The 17,849-nt window shown below is 69.0% G+C and carries 17 protein-coding genes; 6 read left to right on the top strand and 11 right to left on the bottom strand.

Going from position 1 to position 17,849, the window contains the following annotated elements; all coding sequences use genetic code 11:
* Both ACZ6O0_RS25635 and ACZ6O0_RS25630 read right to left on the bottom strand, forming a co-directional pair.
* A complete protein-coding gene (locus ACZ6O0_RS25635; protein ID WP_465767509.1) occupies window positions 1–1,389 on the bottom strand; it encodes an extracellular solute-binding protein in 1,389 nt (462 codons plus the stop codon).
* Between the two features lie 183 nt (window positions 1,390–1,572).
* A complete protein-coding gene (locus ACZ6O0_RS25630; protein ID WP_465767508.1) occupies window positions 1,573–2,571 on the bottom strand; it encodes a hypothetical protein in 999 nt (332 codons plus the stop codon).
* 103 nt (window positions 2,572–2,674) lie between these two features.
* Between ACZ6O0_RS25630 and ACZ6O0_RS25625 the strand changes: the two genes are divergently transcribed.
* From ACZ6O0_RS25625 to ACZ6O0_RS25615, 3 genes are all read left to right on the top strand, one after another.
* On the top strand, window positions 2,675–3,271 hold the full coding sequence (locus ACZ6O0_RS25625) for a TetR/AcrR family transcriptional regulator (protein ID WP_465767507.1): 597 nt from the start codon (window positions 2,675–2,677) through the stop codon (window positions 3,269–3,271).
* A 74-nt stretch (window positions 3,272–3,345) separates the two neighbouring features.
* Window positions 3,346–4,131 (top strand): ABC transporter ATP-binding protein, encoded by a 786-nt coding sequence (locus tag ACZ6O0_RS25620; RefSeq protein ID WP_465767506.1) that lies wholly within the window; start codon window positions 3,346–3,348, stop codon window positions 4,129–4,131.
* The gene (locus ACZ6O0_RS25615; protein ID WP_465767505.1) at window positions 4,128–6,593 is read left to right on the top strand and encodes an FtsX-like permease family protein; all 2,466 of its coding nucleotides are present in this window, start codon (window positions 4,128–4,130) and stop codon (window positions 6,591–6,593) included. The genes ACZ6O0_RS25620 and ACZ6O0_RS25615 overlap by 4 nt, the downstream gene beginning before the upstream one ends.
* Window positions 6,594–6,632: 39 nt before the next feature.
* Here the strand turns inward: ACZ6O0_RS25615 and ACZ6O0_RS25610 are convergent, their stop codons facing one another.
* The 3 genes from ACZ6O0_RS25610 to ACZ6O0_RS25600 all read right to left on the bottom strand — a co-directional run bounded on the left by ACZ6O0_RS25610 (window position 6,633) and on the right by ACZ6O0_RS25600 (window position 8,835).
* The gene (locus tag ACZ6O0_RS25610) at window positions 6,633–7,247 is read right to left on the bottom strand and encodes an NADPH-dependent FMN reductase (protein WP_465767504.1); all 615 of its coding nucleotides are present in this window, start codon (window positions 7,245–7,247) and stop codon (window positions 6,633–6,635) included.
* Window positions 7,248–7,305: 58 nt separating this feature from the next.
* Window positions 7,306–7,983, bottom strand: a complete 678-nt coding sequence (locus tag ACZ6O0_RS25605) for a DedA family protein (protein ID WP_465767503.1) — start codon at window positions 7,981–7,983, stop codon at window positions 7,306–7,308.
* 102 nt (window positions 7,984–8,085) lie between these two features.
* The gene (locus tag ACZ6O0_RS25600) at window positions 8,086–8,835 is read right to left on the bottom strand and encodes an SDR family oxidoreductase (protein ID WP_465767502.1); all 750 of its coding nucleotides are present in this window, start codon (window positions 8,833–8,835) and stop codon (window positions 8,086–8,088) included.
* A gap of 33 nt (window positions 8,836–8,868) precedes the next feature.
* Between ACZ6O0_RS25600 and ACZ6O0_RS25595 the strand changes: the two genes are divergently transcribed.
* Window positions 8,869–9,450 (top strand): TetR/AcrR family transcriptional regulator, encoded by a 582-nt coding sequence (locus ACZ6O0_RS25595; protein WP_465767501.1) that lies wholly within the window; start codon window positions 8,869–8,871, stop codon window positions 9,448–9,450.
* A gap of 18 nt (window positions 9,451–9,468) precedes the next feature.
* On the top strand, window positions 9,469–9,774 hold the full coding sequence (locus ACZ6O0_RS25590; protein ID WP_465767500.1) for an ArsR/SmtB family transcription factor: 306 nt from the start codon (window positions 9,469–9,471) through the stop codon (window positions 9,772–9,774).
* Window positions 9,775–9,846: 72 nt separating this feature from the next.
* Here ACZ6O0_RS25590 and ACZ6O0_RS25585 read toward each other — a convergent pair whose 3' ends face one another.
* The 5 genes from ACZ6O0_RS25585 to ACZ6O0_RS25565 form a co-directional block, all read right to left on the bottom strand.
* On the bottom strand, window positions 9,847–10,467 hold the full coding sequence (locus ACZ6O0_RS25585) for an antibiotic biosynthesis monooxygenase (protein ID WP_465767499.1): 621 nt from the start codon (window positions 10,465–10,467) through the stop codon (window positions 9,847–9,849).
* 259 nt (window positions 10,468–10,726) lie between these two features.
* Entirely contained in the window at window positions 10,727–11,074 is a 348-nt protein-coding gene (locus ACZ6O0_RS25580) for a VOC family protein (protein ID WP_465767498.1), read from the bottom strand.
* Between the two features lie 3 nt (window positions 11,075–11,077).
* Entirely contained in the window at window positions 11,078–11,893 is an 816-nt protein-coding gene (locus ACZ6O0_RS25575) for a MerR family transcriptional regulator (protein WP_465767497.1), read from the bottom strand.
* Window positions 11,894–11,980: 87 nt separating this feature from the next.
* The gene (locus ACZ6O0_RS25570; protein WP_465767496.1) at window positions 11,981–13,351 is read right to left on the bottom strand and encodes a ricin-type beta-trefoil lectin domain protein; all 1,371 of its coding nucleotides are present in this window, start codon (window positions 13,349–13,351) and stop codon (window positions 11,981–11,983) included.
* Window positions 13,351–15,216, bottom strand: coding sequence for a ricin-type beta-trefoil lectin domain protein (locus tag ACZ6O0_RS25565; RefSeq protein ID WP_465767495.1), 1,866 nt, complete (start codon window positions 15,214–15,216; stop codon window positions 13,351–13,353). The genes ACZ6O0_RS25570 and ACZ6O0_RS25565 overlap by 1 nt, the downstream gene beginning before the upstream one ends.
* 235 nt (window positions 15,217–15,451) lie before the next feature.
* Here ACZ6O0_RS25565 and ACZ6O0_RS25560 point away from each other — a divergent pair, with 235 nt between their 5' ends.
* Window positions 15,452–16,675, top strand: a complete 1,224-nt coding sequence (locus ACZ6O0_RS25560) for a ricin-type beta-trefoil lectin domain protein (RefSeq protein ID WP_465767494.1) — start codon at window positions 15,452–15,454, stop codon at window positions 16,673–16,675.
* On the opposite strand, the gene ACZ6O0_RS25555 is transcribed toward ACZ6O0_RS25560, so the two are convergent.
* Window positions 16,672–17,835: an ROK family transcriptional regulator gene (locus ACZ6O0_RS25555; RefSeq protein WP_465767493.1), complete on the bottom strand. Its 1,164-nt coding sequence runs from the start codon at window positions 17,833–17,835 to the stop codon at window positions 16,672–16,674. The genes ACZ6O0_RS25560 and ACZ6O0_RS25555 overlap by 4 nt on opposite strands.
* Between the last annotated feature and the right edge of the window lie 14 nt (window positions 17,836–17,849).

Here is a 17,849-nt window from a genome sequence, read left to right as displayed (position 1 = left end):
TTACTGGCCCTGGGTCGTCTTGTCCTTGCCGACGATGCCTTCGACCGCTTCGTCGTAGTTCTTCGCCGCGTCGTCGACCGACGACTGCCCGGTCATCACCGCCTCCATCGAGGTGATGATCTCGTTGGAGACCTTCGGGTACTCGGCGTACGCCGGCCGGTACACGGTGACCGAGACCAGGTCGGTGAAGAACTGGGTGCTCTGCGAGGAGCTCTTGTAGCCGGCGTCGGCGGCGACGTCCTTGCGGACCGCGATCTGCGCGCCGTCGGTCGCGTACTTGGCCGCGTTCTTCTGGGTCTGCAGGGTCTTGATCAGGTTCCAGGCCGCGTCCGGGTTCTTCGACTTGGCCGGGATCGCCCAGGTCCAGCCGCCGGAGAGGCTGACCTTGCCCTTGCCGCCGCCGTCCTGCGTCGGCATCGCGGTCTGGCCCATCACCGTGGTCCACTGCGGCCACGGCTTCGCACCGGTCTTCTGCCAGTTGCCGTAGATCCAGGAGCCGTCCAGCGCGATCCCCAGCTTGCCGCCCGGCAGCAGCTCGGTCCCGACCTTGCTGCCCATGTTCGGGTCCAGCGCCTGCTTCGGCGACGGGCCGAGGCCCTCGGTGTAGACGGTCTTGATGAAGTTCAGCGAGTCCTTGAAGCCCTGGCTGCCGACGACCCACTTCTGCTGGTCGTTGTTGTACAGCGTGTCCTTCGTGCCGTACAGCAGCATCTCGAAGCCCTGCATGGCCGAGGCTTCACCCATCGGCTTGCCGGAGTACACGTTCATCGGGATGACGCCGGGGACCTTCTGCTTGATGGTGCGAGCAGCGGACAGGACGTCGTCCCAGTTCTTCGGCTGCCAGTCGGCGGGCAGCCCCGCCTTGGCGAAGATCTGCTTGTTGTACCAGAGCGCCCGGGTGTCGGTGCCGTCCGGAACGCCGTACGTCTTGCCGTCCAGCGCCTTGGCCGCACCCTTGGCGGTGTCCTCGAACTGGCTCCACTGGTCCCAGTTCTTGATGTAGTCGTCCAGTGGCCGCAGGTAACCGGCGGTGATGTCGGAGTTGATCAGGAAGGTGTCCTCGTAGACCACGTCCGGCGCGGTGTTGGGCGACCGCATCATCAGCTGGAGCTTGGTGTAATAGTCGTTCTCACTGGCCACGATGGGCAGGATCTCGACCGTCGACCCGGGGTTGGCCGCTTCGTACTCGGACTTGACGCCGGTGAGGAAGTTCTTCATCACCACGCCCGGGCCCCACTGCTGGTACGCGATCTTGATGTGCGCCGGTCCCGAGCTCTGGGAGCCGCCCGCCTCCGGCTGTTTGGTCGTCGAGCCCTGGCCGCAGGCCGAGACCGCCAGCAGCAGCGCGCTCACCACAGCGGCTGCTTTGAAACGTTTCCTAGTCACCATCAGGTCCACCTTCGGGCAATCGTTGTCATCCCGGTACCCCTGCCCAAACCGAGCGGGCTTTCCCGCGACCGTAGGAGCCCTGGACCGCCGAAGTCAATGCTTGACAGACAACGTTGTCCGCGCAGGTACGCGCTAACGCGGTGACCGGCACGTAACAATCCGGTCACCGCGTTGTCATGACAATCAGACGGTAATGGGTTGCGCCTCGTGGCGGGGGTGTACGGCGCGCTGTGACTTCATCGCTCCGAGTGCGCAAAGGGCCAGTCCGGCGACCAGCCAGCAGGTCAGGACGACGAGGGGCCGAGCGGCCCCCGCACCGTCGAAGAAACTCACCGAGCGGAGCGCCGTACCCGCGGCTCCCGGCGGCAGCAACTGCCCGAGCGCGCCCCAGCCGCTCGGCAGCATCTCGGGCGCACTCGTCATCCCGGACAGCGGGTTGCCGAGCAGCATCATCACCGCGCCGCCGAGCGCGAGACCGGCCGTCCCGAGCAGCCATTCCAGGCCGAGCAGCGTCAGGCTGATCGCCGCGATCGACATCGCGATCACGCCCGCGTTGCCGAGGTAGCTGCCCTCGAACGAGCCGAGCCAGTACTGCAGTACGGCGGCCAACGCGAGCCCACCCGTGATAGCGAACGCGACTGCGCCGATCATCCGCTTCGACCCCGACCGCACCAACTGGGTCAGCGCACCGGCCGCGATGATCCCGCCGAGCACGAGCGGCAGCGCGCCCGCGGCGAGACCGGCACCGCGTGGGTCGTCCTGCGGCAGCGGCACGATATCCGTCACCTTCGGCGGGTTCTCCGGGGACAGGCGGGCCGACATCTGCGTCAGCATCTGGGCGACCACGGGACCACCCGCGGACGCGGTCAGCACCTCGGGCTGCGCCGCGTCGAGCACGATCGCGCCGTACACGTCGCGATCCTGGATCTTCTGCACCGCCGCGGCCCGATCCGGTACGGCGGTGACCTCGAAGCCACCGGGCATCGCCTGGTCCAGGCCGGCCGTGACCTGCTGGACGGCCGGGGCGGGACCGGCCACGGCGAGCGGCAGGTCGCGCGGTTCGGATCGTGCGGCCGGCCAGGCGAAGGCGATCAGCAGCACGGTGAGCAGGGCGGTCAGCAGGGTGATGACTGCGACCAGCGGGGGCCGGCGACGTTCGGCGGCGTGCACCTCAGCGGACATGGCGGGGACTCCTAACAAAACCGAATGACCGTTCTTTATTAATCCGAGCGTGGAACATCCACGCCGACTTGTCAAGAACGGACATTCGTTTTATGTTCCGGACATGCCCAAGGTCACTGAGGAGCACCGGCTCGCCCGCCGCCGGCAGATTGTCGCGGCCGCCCGGCTCTGCGTGATCGAGCAGGGCTTCCACAAGACGACGATGGCGGACGTGATCCGCGAGTCCGGCCTGTCCGCCGGCGCGGTGTACGGCTACTTCAAGAGCAAGGAGGACATCGTCGCGGCCATCGCCGAGGACGCGCTGGGCACGATCGACGACCTCTTCGAGCGGATCCTCGCCACCGACGAGCCGCTGTCACCGTTGGCCGCACTGGAGGCGACGCTCAACCACGTGGTCGCGGTCGCGGAGGCACCCGGCGGCGACGTCACCCGGGTCGCGGTCCAGGCCTGGGCGGAGGCCCTGCGCAACGAGTCGATCCACGCGACCGCCCGCGGCAAGTACTGCCAACTGCGCGACCACTTCCTCGAGATCGCCCGCCGGGCCCAGGCCGACGGCACGGTCTCCGCCGACGCCGACCCGCGCGACATCGCGCAGGTCATGTTCGGGATGGTGCCCGGCTTCGTGCTCCAGCGCCTGCTGATCGGCGACGTCACGCCCGCCTCCTACACGGCCGGACTGAAGGCGCTGCTCCGTTCCTAGGTGGAGTTTCACCTACCCTTCGCGGTGGTCCAGCACCATGGGGTGGCCGGTCCGCGCTCCGTAGCGTCATCAGCATGAAGAAGCGGACGCGGGAAACAGCTGTCGGCACCGAGTACTCGGTCGTCCTGAACGACGTACGGCGGGTCTACGGCCGCGGCGCCAACGCCGTCACCGCCCTCAACGGCATCAGCATCAACTTCGCGCCCGGCACCTTCACCGCTGTGATGGGGCCGTCCGGGTCGGGCAAGAGCACGTTCCTGCACTGTGCCGCCGGGCTCGACCGGCCGACCTCTGGCAGCGTCTACATCGACGGCCAGCCGCTGGCCGGGCTGAGCGAGCGCAGGCTCACCGAGCTCCGCCGCGAACGGATCGGGTTCGTGTTCCAGTCCTTCAACCTGCTGCCCGCGCTGACCGTCTGGCAGAACGTCACCCTGCCGCAGGAGCTCGACGGGCGCCGGGTGAACCGCACCGCCGTCCGCGAGGTCCTCGACCGCGTCGGCCTCGGCGACCGGCGCAAGCACCGTCCCGGTGAACTGTCCGGCGGCCAGCAGCAGCGCGTCGCCATCGCTCGCGCCCTGGTCGCCCGGCCGGCAGTGATCTTCGCCGACGAGCCCACCGGTGCTCTCGACACCCAGACCGCGGCCGACGTCCTCGAGCTGCTCCGCGAACCCGTGCGTACGCAGGGCCAGACGGTCGTGATGGTCACCCACGACCCGGTCGCCGCGTCGTACGCCGATCAGGTCGTCTTCCTCGCCGACGGTGTCCTGGCCGGCAGCCTCACCGCGCCGACGGCCGAAGAGGTCGCGGACCGGATGACCCACCTCGGCGCGCGTTCCACGCTGAAGGCGGTGGCGGGATGATGCGCCTGGCAGTCCGCACCTTGCGGCACCGCAAGAGCGGCTTCATCGCCACCTTCGTCGCCGTTGTCTTCGGCACCGCGATCGTGATGGCGTGCGGCGGCCTGATGGAGACGGGGATCCGCTCCAACGTCGAGCCCACCCGGCTCGCCGCCGCCTCCCTCGTTGTCACCGGCAAGCAGTCGCACCTCCGACCCGGCGCAGAGGACGCGACTCCGCTACCCGAGCGGGTCGGCGTCCCGGCTGATCTGGTCGCCAAGATCCGTTCTGTGCAAGGGGTTTCGGAGGCCATCGGCGACCTCACCTTCCCAGCGGTCGGAGCTTCGGTTGCTGAAGGCCATAACTGGTCCTCGGCCGCGCTGGCGCCGTACCGGCTGACGTCGGGTCACGCGCCGCGCGCCGGTCAGGTGGTGATGACGGGCGCCAAGGTGGGCAGCCGGGTCACCTTCCTGATCGACGGCGAACCGACGACCTTCACCGTGAGCGGCTCGGCCGCAGGACCAGCCGGTCACGCGTTCTTCTCCGACGGCGAGGCGGCCCGGCTGGCCGGAAACCCGGCCCGCTTCGCCGACGTCGGCGTACTTGTTGCCCCAGGCACGAATGTCGACGAGGTGAAGGACCGGATCGAGGCGCTCGGCGGCGGGATCACGGTCCGCGCCGGGATCGACCGCGGCCTGGCCGAGCACCCGGACGCCGAGTCGCACCGGACCGCGCTGATCTCGATCGCGGGATCGTTCGGCGGGATCGCGACGATGACGATGATGTTCGTGGTCGCGTCCACGCTGGCGCTGTCCGCCCAGCACCGCGAGCGCGAGTTCGCGTTGCTGCGCGGCATCGGTACGACGCCTGGGCAGGTGCGCCGGATGATCCTCGGCGAAGCGATGCTCGTGTCGCTCCCCGCGGTCGCGCTGGGCGCCGTACCCGGGATCTTCCTCGGCCGGTTCCTGTTCGACCAGCTCGGTTCGCACGGTGTCGCGTCACCGGTCGTCGAGTTCTCCCAGGGCCTGATCCCGTTCGCGGCCGGTGCGGGGGCGGCTGTCCTCGCGGCGATCGGTGCCTCGTTGATGGCGGCGCGCAAGTCGGCGAAGATCCGGCCGGTCGAGGCGTTGATGGAGGCGTCCCTGCAGCGGAAGTGGTTCAGCTGGGTGCGCCTGCTGTTCGGTCTGGCGTTCCTCGGTGGCGGCCTCGCACTGCTGATCGTCACCGCGACCGTGATGACCGGTCCGCTCGCCGGTGCGACCGCGGGCCCGTCGATTCTCTGCTGGGCCATCGGTGTCGCATTGCTCGGACCGTTCTGGACCAAGGCTGTGCTCGCGGTCTGGCGCTGGCCGGTGCAGGCGCTGACCCGGGTCAACGGCCGCCTCGCGATCCGCAACGTGACCGCCCGCTCGGTGGCGATGTCGGCCGCGGTGATGCCGGTGATGCTTGCCGTCGGCATCTCGACCGCCAACCTCTACATGCAGACCACCCAGGTCCACGCGTCCTCCGAGGCCTTCACGCGGGATCTGCGGGCGGACGCCGTACTCGTCTCCGACGCCGGCCTGTCCCCCACGGTGCTGAGCCAGGTCCGCGCGGTGCCGGGTGTCGCGAGTGCGTCGGCGTACGTCACCAGCCTGGGAACGATCGACGAGCCGCGCAACGCCCCCTTCGACGAGGACGGCGCTCCGCTCATCGGCGTGGACGCCCAGGGCGCCGACGGTACGGCGCCGGTGCGGCTGACGAGCGGATCACTCGAGGGCCTGACCGGGTCGACCGTGGCACTGCCGGACTATGTGGCCGGGAAGATCGACCGCCCGGTGGGCTCGACGATCGACATGACGTTGGGCGACGGCACCGCGGTGACGCTGCGAGTGGTCGCGACCTTCGCGGCCGAGCGCGGCTACGAGAGCATCATCCTGCCCGCTTCGCTGGTCGCGGCTCACACCACGGACGGGCTGACCAAGCAGATCCTGGTTCGCACCGCGCCGGGAGCCGACGTACGACCGGCGCTCGCCGAACTCGCCGCGGCGCATCCCGGCGTACAGGTCGCCGACCGGGACACCCTCGTCGCCGCGAACGCGGAAGACCTGCAGACACAGGCGTGGGTCAACTACATGCTCGTCGGAATGCTGATCGCCTACACCGCGGTCTCGGTCGTCAACACCTTGGTCTCGACGACGCTGCGCCGGCGCCGGGAGTTCGCACTCCAACGCCTCACCGGCTCAACCCGCGGCCAGGTTCTCCGCATGCTGTGGACGGAAAGCACCTTGGTCTCCCTGGCCGGCATCACCCTCGGCACCTTGGTCGCCCTGGCCTGCCTGCTCCCCTACTCGGCCAAGGTCTCCACCAGCGCCATTCCCACCGGCCCGCTGTGGATCTACGGCGTGATCGTCGGAGCCGCCGCCCTCCTCACCTTCACCTCGACCCTCCTACCCGCCACCTCAACCCTCCGCCACTCCCCCACCCAGCCAAACCACGCAGACTGAAGCCTGCCCGCTGGGCTGGAGGGTTGGGCCGGGGTGGCGTTAGCGGGCTGGGGTGGGCTCGGCTACTGGTTGGAGGGCGATGGTGGTTGCCTGGACGATGCCGGCGTTGGCCCGGAGCCAGGTGGACAGGACGACCTGGAGGTCCTCGAGGTCGCGCTCTTCGAGGATCACCCCGGGGACCGGCACGCTGGCGCCGAGCTCGGCCAGAACGGGACGCAGGTGCTGGTCCGCGAGCAGCTTGTGGCTAGGCGCCGCGGAGACGGTCACCGGCACCACGACCGCGCCGGCCAGCGCCTGCGGCGGCAGGACGTCGAGGAAGCTCTTCAGCAGACCGGTGTAGCTGCCCTTGTACACCGGCGTCGCGACCACGATCACCGAAGCCGAGGAGACCAGATCGACCGCGCTCTCCAGCGCCGCCCGCTCTTCGTCCGCGGCCCGCTCCCCCTGGAAGATCGCCGGCGCGAACGTCACCAGGTCGACCAGTTCGTCGATCCGGTACGGCGTACCGAGCTCGGAGGCGAGCAACTCCGCCACGGACGCCGCCGCGGCCGCGGTCCTGGACCCGGGCCGGGGGTTGCCGACCACGGTGACGACAGACTGCGGCCAGACCGGCGGATCCGGTACGACCTGCGGTTCGAACGCGACTGAGGGCATCTGACCCAACTCCTGTGCTCGGCAAGTGTTGGATCGAGCGTAGTCAAAGTCGAGCGCGCTACTTGACTTTCTCAGAATCCGAACGCCGGGCCCGGATCTTCACGACGACGAACCACACCACCGCCGCCACCGCGCCCGCGATCACGAGCTTCTGGAAGACGCCCACCGAGGACTCGACCACGTGCCACCGCTCGCCGAGTTGATAGCCGGCGACGATCAGCAACGAGTTCCAGACCAGGCTGCCGACCGCGGTCAGCGCCAGGAACACCGCGACCGGCATCCGCTCCACCCCGGCCGGGACCGAGATCAGGCTGCGGACGACGGGAACCAGCCGGCCGATCAGCACCGCCTTCGGCCCGTGCCGGGTGAACCACTCCTCGGCCTTGTCGACGTCCTGCACCTTCACCAGCGGCAGCTTGCCCGCGATCGCCCTGGTCCGATCCCGGCCCAGCCCCGCGCCCACGCCGTACAGAGCGAGGGCACCGACGATCGACCCGAGGGTGGTGAAGAGGATCGCGTTCAGCAGCCCGAGGTCACCGCGGCTGGCCGCGAACCCGGCCAGCGGCAGGATCACCTCGCTGGGCAGCGGTGGAAACAGGTTCTCCAGCGCGACCGCGAGCCCCGCTCCTGGCGCTCCCAGTCGCTCCATCAGGTCGATGGCCCACCCGGCCACTCCTCCGGTCGGTTCCTGTGTCGCCTGCAGCGCGGTCATCATCACCTGATTCGTCGTGTGCATGCCAACGACGCTAGGCCCGTGCAGACCACCCACACACTGGGGCCAACCGCCGTCTTCGGGTCGGGCCTTCCACCGTACAGACCGGGGGAAAACCCAACCCCGTCAGGCGAAACGCGGTCCGAGGAACAGCCCGCCGGTGGCATCCACGGTCTGACCGGTGACCCAGCGAGCCGCGTCGGAGGCCAGGAACGCCACCACCTCGGCGACATCGTCGCCGCGACCGAGCCGCTCGAGCGCGGTGTGGTGCGTGACGAAGTCGGTCAGTCCCGGGGTCTCGAAGAACGCGCCGTTCGCCTCGGTCCGGGTCGCGCCCGGCGACACCGCGTTGACGGTGATGCCACGCCGCCCGAGCTCCTGGGCCAGCGTGAGAGTCATCGTCTCGACCGCGCCCTTGGTCATCGCGAACGAGGTCTGGACGGGGTTCGCCATCCGGGTCGCGGCGGACGAGATCGAGATGATCCGCCCGTCGTCGGCCAGGACCGGAAGCAGCCGCTGGATCAGGAAGTACGGCGCGCGCACGTTGACCGCGAACAGCCGGTCGAACGCGTCGACGGTGTCCGTCTCGAGCGGACCGGCCGGCGGCGCGGCCGCGTTGTTGACCAGGATCCCCAAGGACCGTCCCGCCAGCCCTTCCGACAACTGCCCGAAGACCTCGTCGGCATCGCCCGGTACGCCGAGCTCGGCGCCGACCAGGAATCCCCGACCGCCGATGCGCTCGAGCGTCTCCTCGGCTCCGGCCTTGTCGCTGTGGTAGTGCACCGCGACCTCGACCCCGTCCGCGGCCAGCCGTTCCGCGATCGCCCGGCCGATCCCCCGCGACGCTCCCGTCACCAGGGCCACCCTGTCATTCATGTTAGATACTCTCATGATGTTAGTATCTACCACGTGAACCTCAGGGCGCGCCAGCGGATGGAGACCAAGCAGCGGATCCAGCGGCAGGCGATCCAGCTGTTCGCCGAGCAGGGGTACGACGCCACCACGGTGACCGAGGTGGCGAGCGCGGCCGGCGTCGCCGCGATGACCGTGTACCGGAACTTCCCGACCAAGGAAGACCTGGTCCTGTACGACGACTTCGATCAGCTGGCCGCGGCGACGATCGGCGAACTCCCGACCGGCGGATCCTTGGCCGACCGGATCGGGCGCACGATGCTGGCGACGTTCGCCCTGACCACCGGGCCCGATCGGGAGCTGCTGCTCGCCCGGCTGCGGTTGATGATCTCGACGCCGGCGCTCCAGGCTCGCCACCTCGACAGCCAGAACCGGCTGCAGGAAGCCTTCGTCACCGCACTTCGCGCCGGCTCTGCCGATCCGGCTCTCGAGTTCCAGGCTCGCGCCGCGGCCAGCGCCTGCCTGGGGATCGCCCACGTCGCCTTGCTGCGCTGGGCCTCCGAGGACGGCGAGCCCGACCTGCCCGACCTGTTCCGCGACGCCTTCACCGCGACCTTCGGCCACGAACTCAGCCGGTAGGCGACGTATATTCCTCATATGGCAAGTACGTTCGAGGTGCTGGCGGAGCCGCGGCGGCGGGAGATCCTGGATCTGCTGCGGGCCGGGGAACGGCCGGTCGGCGAGCTGGTGGATCAGCTGTCACTGAGCCAGCCGGCGGTCTCCAAGCATCTGAAGGTCCTCCGCGACGCCGGGCTGGTCGAGGTCCGGCAGGACGCGCAGCGACGGTGGTACCGGCTCAGCCCGGCACCGCTCGCGGAGGTCGACGCCTGGCTCGCGCCGTACCGCGATCTCTGGCGCGGTCGTCTGGATGCGCTGGAAGCGCACCTCGACACGATGGACTGAGCAACGGCCCGGAGTTGGGTCCGGGCCGTGCTGGTCGGGATGCGCCGACGACTGCTCCAGGTGAGCGGGACTTCAGGTGAGCTCGGGGACGTGGAGGTGGGCGAGGGCGAGCTCGAACTCGCAGACGTCGAGCATCTCGGCCCCGGCGTCCTTCGCGGTCGCCGACCGCATCGACGCGGCCGCCTCCCGGTTCGCGTCCATCGCTTCCTGGGTGTCGTAGGTGACCGACGAGACCGCCCGGCCGGACGCGCGGTCGACCAGCAGGCTGGCGCTGCAGAAGCCGGCCAGGTCCTCGAGCCGCGGCAGCGACGCCAGCCGGTAGACGTCGATCGCCCGGTCGAGGCTCATCGGGTCGACCTTCACCCAGGTGACCCGGACGCGGGCGCCGGCGACCGAACGGTGATCGCGGTGCAGGACGGCGATCTCCCATTCCTGGACCATCGGACTCCCGCCGATCGTCCGCGCGAGCCGCTCCCGGACCGGCCGCAGCCGTTCGTCGGTGGCCCGCATCGCCTCCTCCGACCGCCAGGCCGTGGTGGTGATGCAGCGGCCGGACTCGCGGTCGGCCATCATCGACAGACCGACGCAGCCGTCCAGTTCCCCGAGCATCGGCATCACTTCGTCCCGCACCTGTGCGATACCGGCGTCGATCGACCCGGGCGCGGCGTGGATCGTGGTGGAACGCGCGTACACGGTCCACCCCCTTACCCTCAGGGCAGCACCCCGCCGGCGCCGCCGGTCACCTCCCACCCTCCTCTCACGACCGCACCCACGCAAGAGACGTGGTCAGCGGATCTCGGCGCCCGTGTCTGACGGTCCCGCGCCGTAGCGAGCAGGTGCTCGGTGCGGTGCCTCGGCGTGCTGGAGCGAAGGCCTCGATGTGGTTCATCGTGCCCTTTGCTCCAGTGCGGCGAGGTGCCGTGCCGAGTGCCGCGCAGTAGGCGTGGGACCGTCAGACACGGGCTAGGTCGAAGACGTTGCCCTCGGGGTCGGCGAGGGTGATCCAGTGGGTGCCGTACTCGTCGTGCTCGTCGAGGCGCTTGGCGCCGAGGCCGACCAGGCGGTCGAGCTCGGCGGACCAGTCGGCGGTGGCGAGGTCGACGTGCAGGCGGTTCTTGCCGGAGCGCGGTTCGGGGACCTGGACGAACATCAGCGTCGGGCCGTCGGCCGACCTGTTCACGGTGGCGAAGAACTGGTTGCCGTCTGCATCGACCTCCGACGAGAGCACGTCGGCCCAGAAGGTTGCCAGGGCGGCGGCGTCGGCGCAGTCGAAGACGACGTTCTCGAGGGTGATGGACATGAATCAGCCTTTCAGTGCGGGGATTCGCTGGATCGGCCAGCAGATCTCGGTTCGGTAGGTGGTGGGATCGGGGTCGTCCCCCGGCCCGACGACGTACAGCTCGCGGATCGGGCCCGGAGCGACCTCGCAGTGCTCGGCGACGTGCGTACCGAGGGCGCCGTAGCTGCGGTCGAAGTCGGTCAGCGGCCCGCTGTGGACGGCGATCGCGAAGAACCCGCCGGGCAGGTCGACGAGCTCGACCCCGTCGGCCGGCGCCTGGTCCGGCGCGACCGGGAGGAACGCGACGACCTCGCCGGCATCCTCGGCGAAGAAGTCGTCGCTGTACGTCGCTCCCGCGGTCGCCGTGATGTCACCGGCCACCGCGTTGAGCCGCCCGAACGCGTACTCGCACCACGGCCCGATCCCCTCCCGCTCCACCCGATCGCGCACGCCGTACGCCCGGAACGCGGGGATGAACCGGTATTCGACGTCGAGCGACGGGCGGCCGGGCGTGAGCAGTTCACGCAACGAGGCGACGACCTCGCGGGTGTGCGCGAGCTCCTGCTCCATCCGCTCGAGGTGCGTGCGGAGGGTCTCCTCGCGCTTGCTGCCGTCGGTCGTCTCGACCAGCTCGCGGACCTCCGGCAGCGGCATCCGGAGCTCGCGGAGCCGGCGGATCAGCAAGGCCGTTTCCACCTGGGCGGTGGCGTAGCGGCGGTAGCCGGACGAGCGGTCCACCGAGGCTGGCGCCAGCAGGCCGATCTCGTGGTAGTGATGCAGGGTCTTCACGCTGAGATGCGTCAGGCGGGAGAACTCGCCGACTGTCACCGTTGCCGTCATGCGACAAGCTTCCACCCTCCGGTTACCGGAGGGTCAAACAGAAGGGGTGGACGGGCAGTTGCCCGTCCACCCCTCGTGTGACAAGGATCAGCCGCGGTAGCGGCCGATGACCTTGGTGTAGTCCCAGTTCTGCTGGGAGACGCCGCTGCAGGAGTCGGCGGGGCCGCCGGTGCAGGGGCGGTCGCGGTTGACCGACCAGAACGTGAAGCGTGCCAGGTGGTGCTCCGAGGCGTAGGACAGCATCGACTCGAAGTCGGACAGGTTGACCCGCTCGCCGGCGACATCGGTGATCCCGTTCATCGACGAGATCCCGATCTTCCGGTACGCCGCGTCGTCGCTGAGCCCGTACGCCGACTTGACCTGGTTCTTCAGCCCGTCAGCGGCCTGCCGGGTCAGCGTGCCCATGTTGGTCGACCCACCACCGAAGTCGAACGGCATGATCACCCAGCCGTCGAGGTTCAGCCCGGAGGCCGCACCCCGCCGGATCAGGTCCTGACCGTTCCCGTCCGGCCCGGAGGTCGTCGTACCGAAGGTGAGGTACGTCGCGATGCCCGGGTTGTTCTGCTCGACGATCTTCAGCGCGTCGATCACCTTCTGCCGGACCGCGGCGTTGGCGAACTCCTGGTCCTCGATGTCGACGTCGATCGCCTTCAGCGACAGCGCGTTGATCACCTTCTGGTACGCGCCCGCCAACTCGCTCGCGCTGTTGCAGCTCTGCCCGAGCTTGTTGCCGGACCAGCCACCGACCGACACCACCACGTCACCGCCGTTCGCGCGGATCGTGTTGATCGCCTGCTGGTCGGTGCCGCCGGTGAGCGGCCGGCCGCCGTCCCACATCGGGTTGCAGTACCCGTTGGACAGGATGAACGCCATCGTGAACCACTTCACCCCGGCCGCGTTCATCACGGTCGCCGGGTTCGGCGGGCTGCCCCAGCCCTGGTACAGGTACGGCGCTGCCGCCATCGGCGCGCCACCGGCCGGCGGCGGTCCGTCGTCGGCCGCCGGGACGTTCCACTTCTGGTTCGCCGCACCGGTGCAGGTCCACAGCTGCAACGGCGTACCGTTCGCCGAGTTGTTGCCGGTGACATCGAGACACTTGTTCGCCTGCGGGTTCACCAGATCCCGGCCGGCGGTGTAGGTCCACTGCTGCGCGGCGCTTCCGTTGCAGGTCCACAGCTGGATCCGGGCACCGTTCGCCACCGAGCCCGCACTGACGTCGAGGCACTTGCCCAACGCGGTCAACGTGCCGTTGGAGTTCCGGCTCCAGCTCTGCGCGCCGGTCCCGTTGCAGTCGTACAGCTGTACGACGGTCCCGTCGGCACTGTTGGCCGCGGCAACGTCGGCGCACTTGCCGGCCAGCCCGGTGATCGTCCCGGTCGCCGCCTGTGCGGGTGCCGCCGTCATCAGCAGTCCCGCCCCGAGCACCAGAGCCGCGGCGACCGCCGCCACCCGGCGCATCAGACGGTCCACTTCTGGTTCGCCGCGCCGGTGCAGGTCCAGATCTGCAGCGGAGTCGCGTTCGCGGAGTTGTTGCCGGTGACATCAAGACACTTGTTCGCCTGCGGATTCACCAGATCTCTCCCACTCGTATAGGTCCATTGCTGGGCAGCGGTGCCGTTGCACGAATACAGCTGCACGCGAGCACCATCGGCGACCGAGCCGGCGTTCACGTCGAGACACTTGCCGAGGGCACGGATCGTGCCGTCGCCGGGGCGGCTCCACTGCTGGGCCGCCGTACCGTTGCAGTCGTAGAGCTGCACCGCGGTGCCGTCCGCGCTGTTGGCGCCGGCCACGTCGATGCACTTGCCGGCCAGCCCGGTGATCGCCGAGCCACCACCGCCGCCACCGCCCTGCGTACCGGACCAGGTGAAGGTCGCGGACGTCTTGGTGGGCAGCGTGTAGACGAACGACTGCGAACCCCAGTTCACCCGCACCGACTGCGAGCTGCCGGTGGTGTTGAACGCGATCAGGGCCTTCGAGCCGTCCGGGTTCTTCCAGGCCACGTTCTTCACCGAGCTGTTCGCGCTCGAGTCGATCCGCAGCGCGCCCGGCTTCACGAACTTGGTCAGGTGGCCCATCGTGTAGTACTCGACGGTCTTGGTGACCTGACCGCGCTGGCTGTCGTTGCGGTGCACCGTGACGAGCCCGGTGCAGACGTTGCAGCCGGCCCCGACGAACGGCAGGTGGTTCTCGTCCAGGGCGATGCCCCACTTGACCCACGACTTGTCCCAGTTGCGGGTGTAGTCGATCAGGTTGTTCATGTCCTCGACCTGCTGGTTCGGGATCCAGGTCCCGCCCGAGTGCTCGGTCATGTACGCGTTCACGGTCGGGTACTGGTTGTGGACCTGGGTCTGCAGGTTCACGTCGCCGCCGTACCCGTGCCAGGCGATGCCGCCGAAGTTCGGGTCGTTGCGCAGGCCGGCGTCCGCGATCGGGACCGAACCGAGGTCGTTGTAGTTGCCCCAGTTGTAGTCGAGGATCAGCACCTTGGTGGTGAGTCCGGCCGCGTGCAGCGCGGGGAACAGGTGGTTCTTGGTGAAGTTGAGCAGGCCGGCGCCGTTCCAGTTCATCGACGCGTAGCCGGTGTTGTCGTTACCGCAACAGGTCGGCTCGTTCTGCACCGAGACGTAGTCGATGTGGTTGCCCTGGGCCTCGTTCTGCTGCAGGTACTTGACGAAGTACTGCGCGTACAGCGGGTAGTACTCGGCCTTCAGCCAGCCGCGGTGGACGAAGTCGTTGTTGTCCTTCATCCAGGCCGGCGCGCTCCACGGCGAGCCCATCACCTTGACCGCGGGGTTGAGCTGCCGGGCCTGCTTGGTCAGCGGGACCACGTCCGCCAGGTCGTGGTTGATGCTGAAGTCGTTCAGGTCGCAGCAGGTGTCGTCGTAGGAGTAGTTGAACCGGGCCAGGTCGGAGGCACCCATCGGGTTGCGGATGAAGGCCAGGCCGATGCCGTCGACCGGGTCGAACAGGTCCTTCATGACCTGGTTGCGGGTCGCGGCCGAGATCGTGTTGCTGCTGTTCAAGAGCCAGGCGGAGCTGTCGGCGAACGACGCGCCGCCGCCCTCGAAGGACTGGTACGTCGTGTTCTCGTTGACCGTGATGGTCTGGTTGGCCGAGCCGCCGGCCGGGCCGAAGTTCACCGGCGTCTGCTGCTGCAGGCCGCGGGTGACGTTCTGGCCGGCCGCGTCGTTCGTGGTGGTCAGCCAGATGCTGACCTGCTCACCGGCGGCCTGCGCCGGTGGCGCGGTGCCGAATCCGAGTCCGGCGGCGGCCACGCACAAGGCGGCGACCGCGACCGGCAGGAGGCGTTTCGCGGGCATGGGGCGGTTCTCCCTTGTTCTAAAGGGCTTCGGGACAACAGGGAGTTGCCGGCGTCTGCCCGCGCCGCAACCGGTGGTCACCAAGAGGTAACCATCGGTGAACCGTCGTGTCAACGCCGTGCCGAGACTTTTTTCAGGTCTTTTATTTAGTCCCGGCCTTGACGTGAAAGCGTTCTCACAGCAGGCTGCGGCCGAGCCCGGACTCCCGACGCCCCCCGTGAGAAATGAGGCATCCATGAGGCGTTCCCGCATTGCGACGCTGGTCGCGATCGGTGCCGCGGTGGTCGGCACCACCCTCCTGCAAGCTCCCGCCCAGGCCCGTCAACAGGCGCCCGCCGCGGCGGCCGCGACGATCTGGGAGGACAACTTCGACGGCCCGGCCGGCCAGGCCCCCGACCCCGCCAAGTGGCGCTACGACATCGGCGGCTCCGGCTGGGGCAACGACGAACGGCAGTACTACACCAACAGCACCCGCAACTCCGCCCTCGACGGCCAGGGCAACCTGGTGATCACCGCCCGCCAGGAGAACGGCGGCTTCCAGTGTCACTACGGCCCGTGCCAGTACACCTCGGCCCGGCTGCTCACCGCGCAGACATTCACCCAGACCTACGGCCGGTTCGAGGCCCGGATCAAGATCCCCGGCACGCAAGGGGTCTGGCCCGCGTTCTGGATGCTGGGTGGCGGCAACTGGCCGGACGACGGCGAGATCGACATCATGGAGAACATCGGCCGCGAGCCGAACACCGTGCACGGCACCATCCACGGCCCGGGCTACTCCGGTGCCGCCGGCATCGGCGCGGCGTACAACTCTCCGGACGGGCAGCCGTTCCGGAACGGATTCCACACCTACCGGGTCGACTGGGAGCCGAACGCGATCACCTGGTTCGTCGACGGCGTCCAGTACCAGCGCCGCACACCGGCCGACCTGAACGGCAAGACCTGGGTCTACAACCACCCGTTCTTCATGATCATGAACGTCGCGGTCGGCGGCTACTGGCCCGGCTATCCCGACGGCTCGACGGTGATGCCGCAGACGATGACGGTCGACTACGTCCGCGTCTCCACCCTCGGCTCCAGCTCCGGCGGTTCCCAGATCACCGGACTGGCCGGCAAGTGCGTCGACGTGGCGGCCGCGAACACCGCGGACGGTACGCCGGTCCAGCTCTACGACTGCAACGGTACGAACGCCCAGCAGTGGACCCGGCCCGGTGACGGGACGATCCGGGCCCTGGGCAAGTGCCTCGACGTCAACGCCGGATCCCTTGCTGACGGTGCGAAAGTCCAGCTCTGGACCTGCAACGGATCCGGCGCCCAGAAGTGGACCTACACCGCGGCCCGTGACCTGGTGAATCCACAGGCGAACAAGTGTCTCGATGTCACCGGCAACAACTCCGCGAACTCGACACCACTGCAGACCTGGACCTGCACGGGCGGCGCGAACCAGAAGTGGAACGTCTAACGCGGCGGAGGTAGCACGCCTCCATCGCGAAGCAACCGGAACACCGGAAGGGTCGCGGCGCCGAGAGCAACGGCGTCGCGGCCCAGTGCACACAGGACGATCGAGACCTGCTGGTACGGCTGCCGCAGGGCGTGCTTGCCGACCTCTTCACGCAACTGCGGCAGGTATCGCTCGCCCAGCAGCAGGCCGGCCCAACCGCCGAGGACGATGCGTTCGGGGTTGACCAGGTTGACCAGATTGGCGAAGCCCGCGGCGAGATACCCGATCGTGTCGTTCACGACCGTTGCCGCGACCTCCGAACTGCTCGCGGCCTCGAGCAACTCGCTGAACGCCGTCTCCTCGTCGGCGGACAGCTCGGACCCACCCGCCTGGCGATAGCGGTCGAGCACGCCCTCGGCGCCGACGTACGCCTCCAGGCAACCGACCGCGCCGCAGCGGCACTGGCGACCGCCGTACGCGATCGTCATGTGGCCCCATTCCCCCGCACTGCTTCGAGTTCCGCGGTAGCTGGAGCCGGCGGTGACCAGCGCCGCGCCGACGCCGGATCCGACCAGTGCGACCACCGCGTCGGTGGCTCCGCGGCCGGCGCCGTACCACATCTCCGCCTGGCCGAGCGTGTTCGCGCCGTTGTCCACCTGGATCGGGATATCGGTGCCCTCGGCAAGCATCTGCCCGATCGGTACGGCGTCCCAGCCGAGCGTCTGCGCGTGCACGACGGCATCGCCCTCGACGATCCCGGCCACCGCGACGCCGAGCCCGAGGACCCGGTCCGGCCGCACACCGGCCGACGCGATCACGCTCGCGAGGCCTTCCAGCACGTGCTTCACCACGAGCGACGGCTGCGGTTCCTCGATCGGATGATCGACGGTGGCCAGCACGTTCATGGCCAGGTCGAACAGCTCGACCCGGACCCGGGTCTCGCCGACCTCGGCGCCGACGACGTACCGGAAGGTCGGTGACACCCGGAGCAGGACGCGCGGCCTGCCGCCTTCGGACTCGACCGATCCGGCCTCCTCGACCACGCCTTCGGCGATGAGTTCACCGACCAGGTTGCTGACACTCGCGGCGCTCAGCGAGGTCCGGACGCTCAGCTCCTGGCGGCTCAGCGGACCGTCGCGGTAGATGCTGGACAGGATGACCGACCGGTTGGACCGCCGCATGTCGCGCACAGTGG

It is taken from the genome of Kribbella sp. NPDC048837 (assembly GCF_055586945.1).
Note: the sequence above shows the minus strand (reverse complement) of the source record. Positions and strands in the feature narration are given on the sequence as shown.

Coding starts and splice junctions, on each gene's coding strand:
- ACZ6O0_RS25620 (WP_465767506.1), top strand. CDS start 3,346: ATGAAGAAGCGGACGCGGGAAACAGCTGTCGGCACCGAGTACTCGGTC.
- ACZ6O0_RS25630 (WP_465767508.1), bottom strand. CDS start 2,571: ATGTCCGCTGAGGTGCACGCCGCCGAACGTCGCCGGCCCCCGCTGGTC.
- ACZ6O0_RS25600 (WP_465767502.1), bottom strand. CDS start 8,835: ATGAATGACAGGGTGGCCCTGGTGACGGGAGCGTCGCGGGGGATCGGC.
- ACZ6O0_RS25570 (WP_465767496.1), bottom strand. CDS start 13,351: ATGCGCCGGGTGGCGGCGGTCGCCGCGGCTCTGGTGCTCGGGGCGGGA.
- ACZ6O0_RS25555 (WP_465767493.1), bottom strand. CDS start 17,835: ATGCGGCGGTCCAACCGGTCGGTCATCCTGTCCAGCATCTACCGCGAC.
- ACZ6O0_RS25560 (WP_465767494.1), top strand. CDS start 15,452: ATGAGGCGTTCCCGCATTGCGACGCTGGTCGCGATCGGTGCCGCGGTG.
- ACZ6O0_RS25565 (WP_465767495.1), bottom strand. CDS start 15,216: ATGCCCGCGAAACGCCTCCTGCCGGTCGCGGTCGCCGCCTTGTGCGTG.
- ACZ6O0_RS25605 (WP_465767503.1), bottom strand. CDS start 7,983: ATGCACACGACGAATCAGGTGATGATGACCGCGCTGCAGGCGACACAG.
- ACZ6O0_RS25635 (WP_465767509.1), bottom strand. CDS start 1,389: ATGGTGACTAGGAAACGTTTCAAAGCAGCCGCTGTGGTGAGCGCGCTG.
- ACZ6O0_RS25615 (WP_465767505.1), top strand. CDS start 4,128: ATGATGCGCCTGGCAGTCCGCACCTTGCGGCACCGCAAGAGCGGCTTC.
- ACZ6O0_RS25575 (WP_465767497.1), bottom strand. CDS start 11,893: ATGACGGCAACGGTGACAGTCGGCGAGTTCTCCCGCCTGACGCATCTC.
- ACZ6O0_RS25590 (WP_465767500.1), top strand. CDS start 9,469: ATGGCAAGTACGTTCGAGGTGCTGGCGGAGCCGCGGCGGCGGGAGATC.
- ACZ6O0_RS25610 (WP_465767504.1), bottom strand. CDS start 7,247: ATGCCCTCAGTCGCGTTCGAACCGCAGGTCGTACCGGATCCGCCGGTC.
- ACZ6O0_RS25580 (WP_465767498.1), bottom strand. CDS start 11,074: ATGTCCATCACCCTCGAGAACGTCGTCTTCGACTGCGCCGACGCCGCC.
- ACZ6O0_RS25625 (WP_465767507.1), top strand. CDS start 2,675: ATGCCCAAGGTCACTGAGGAGCACCGGCTCGCCCGCCGCCGGCAGATT.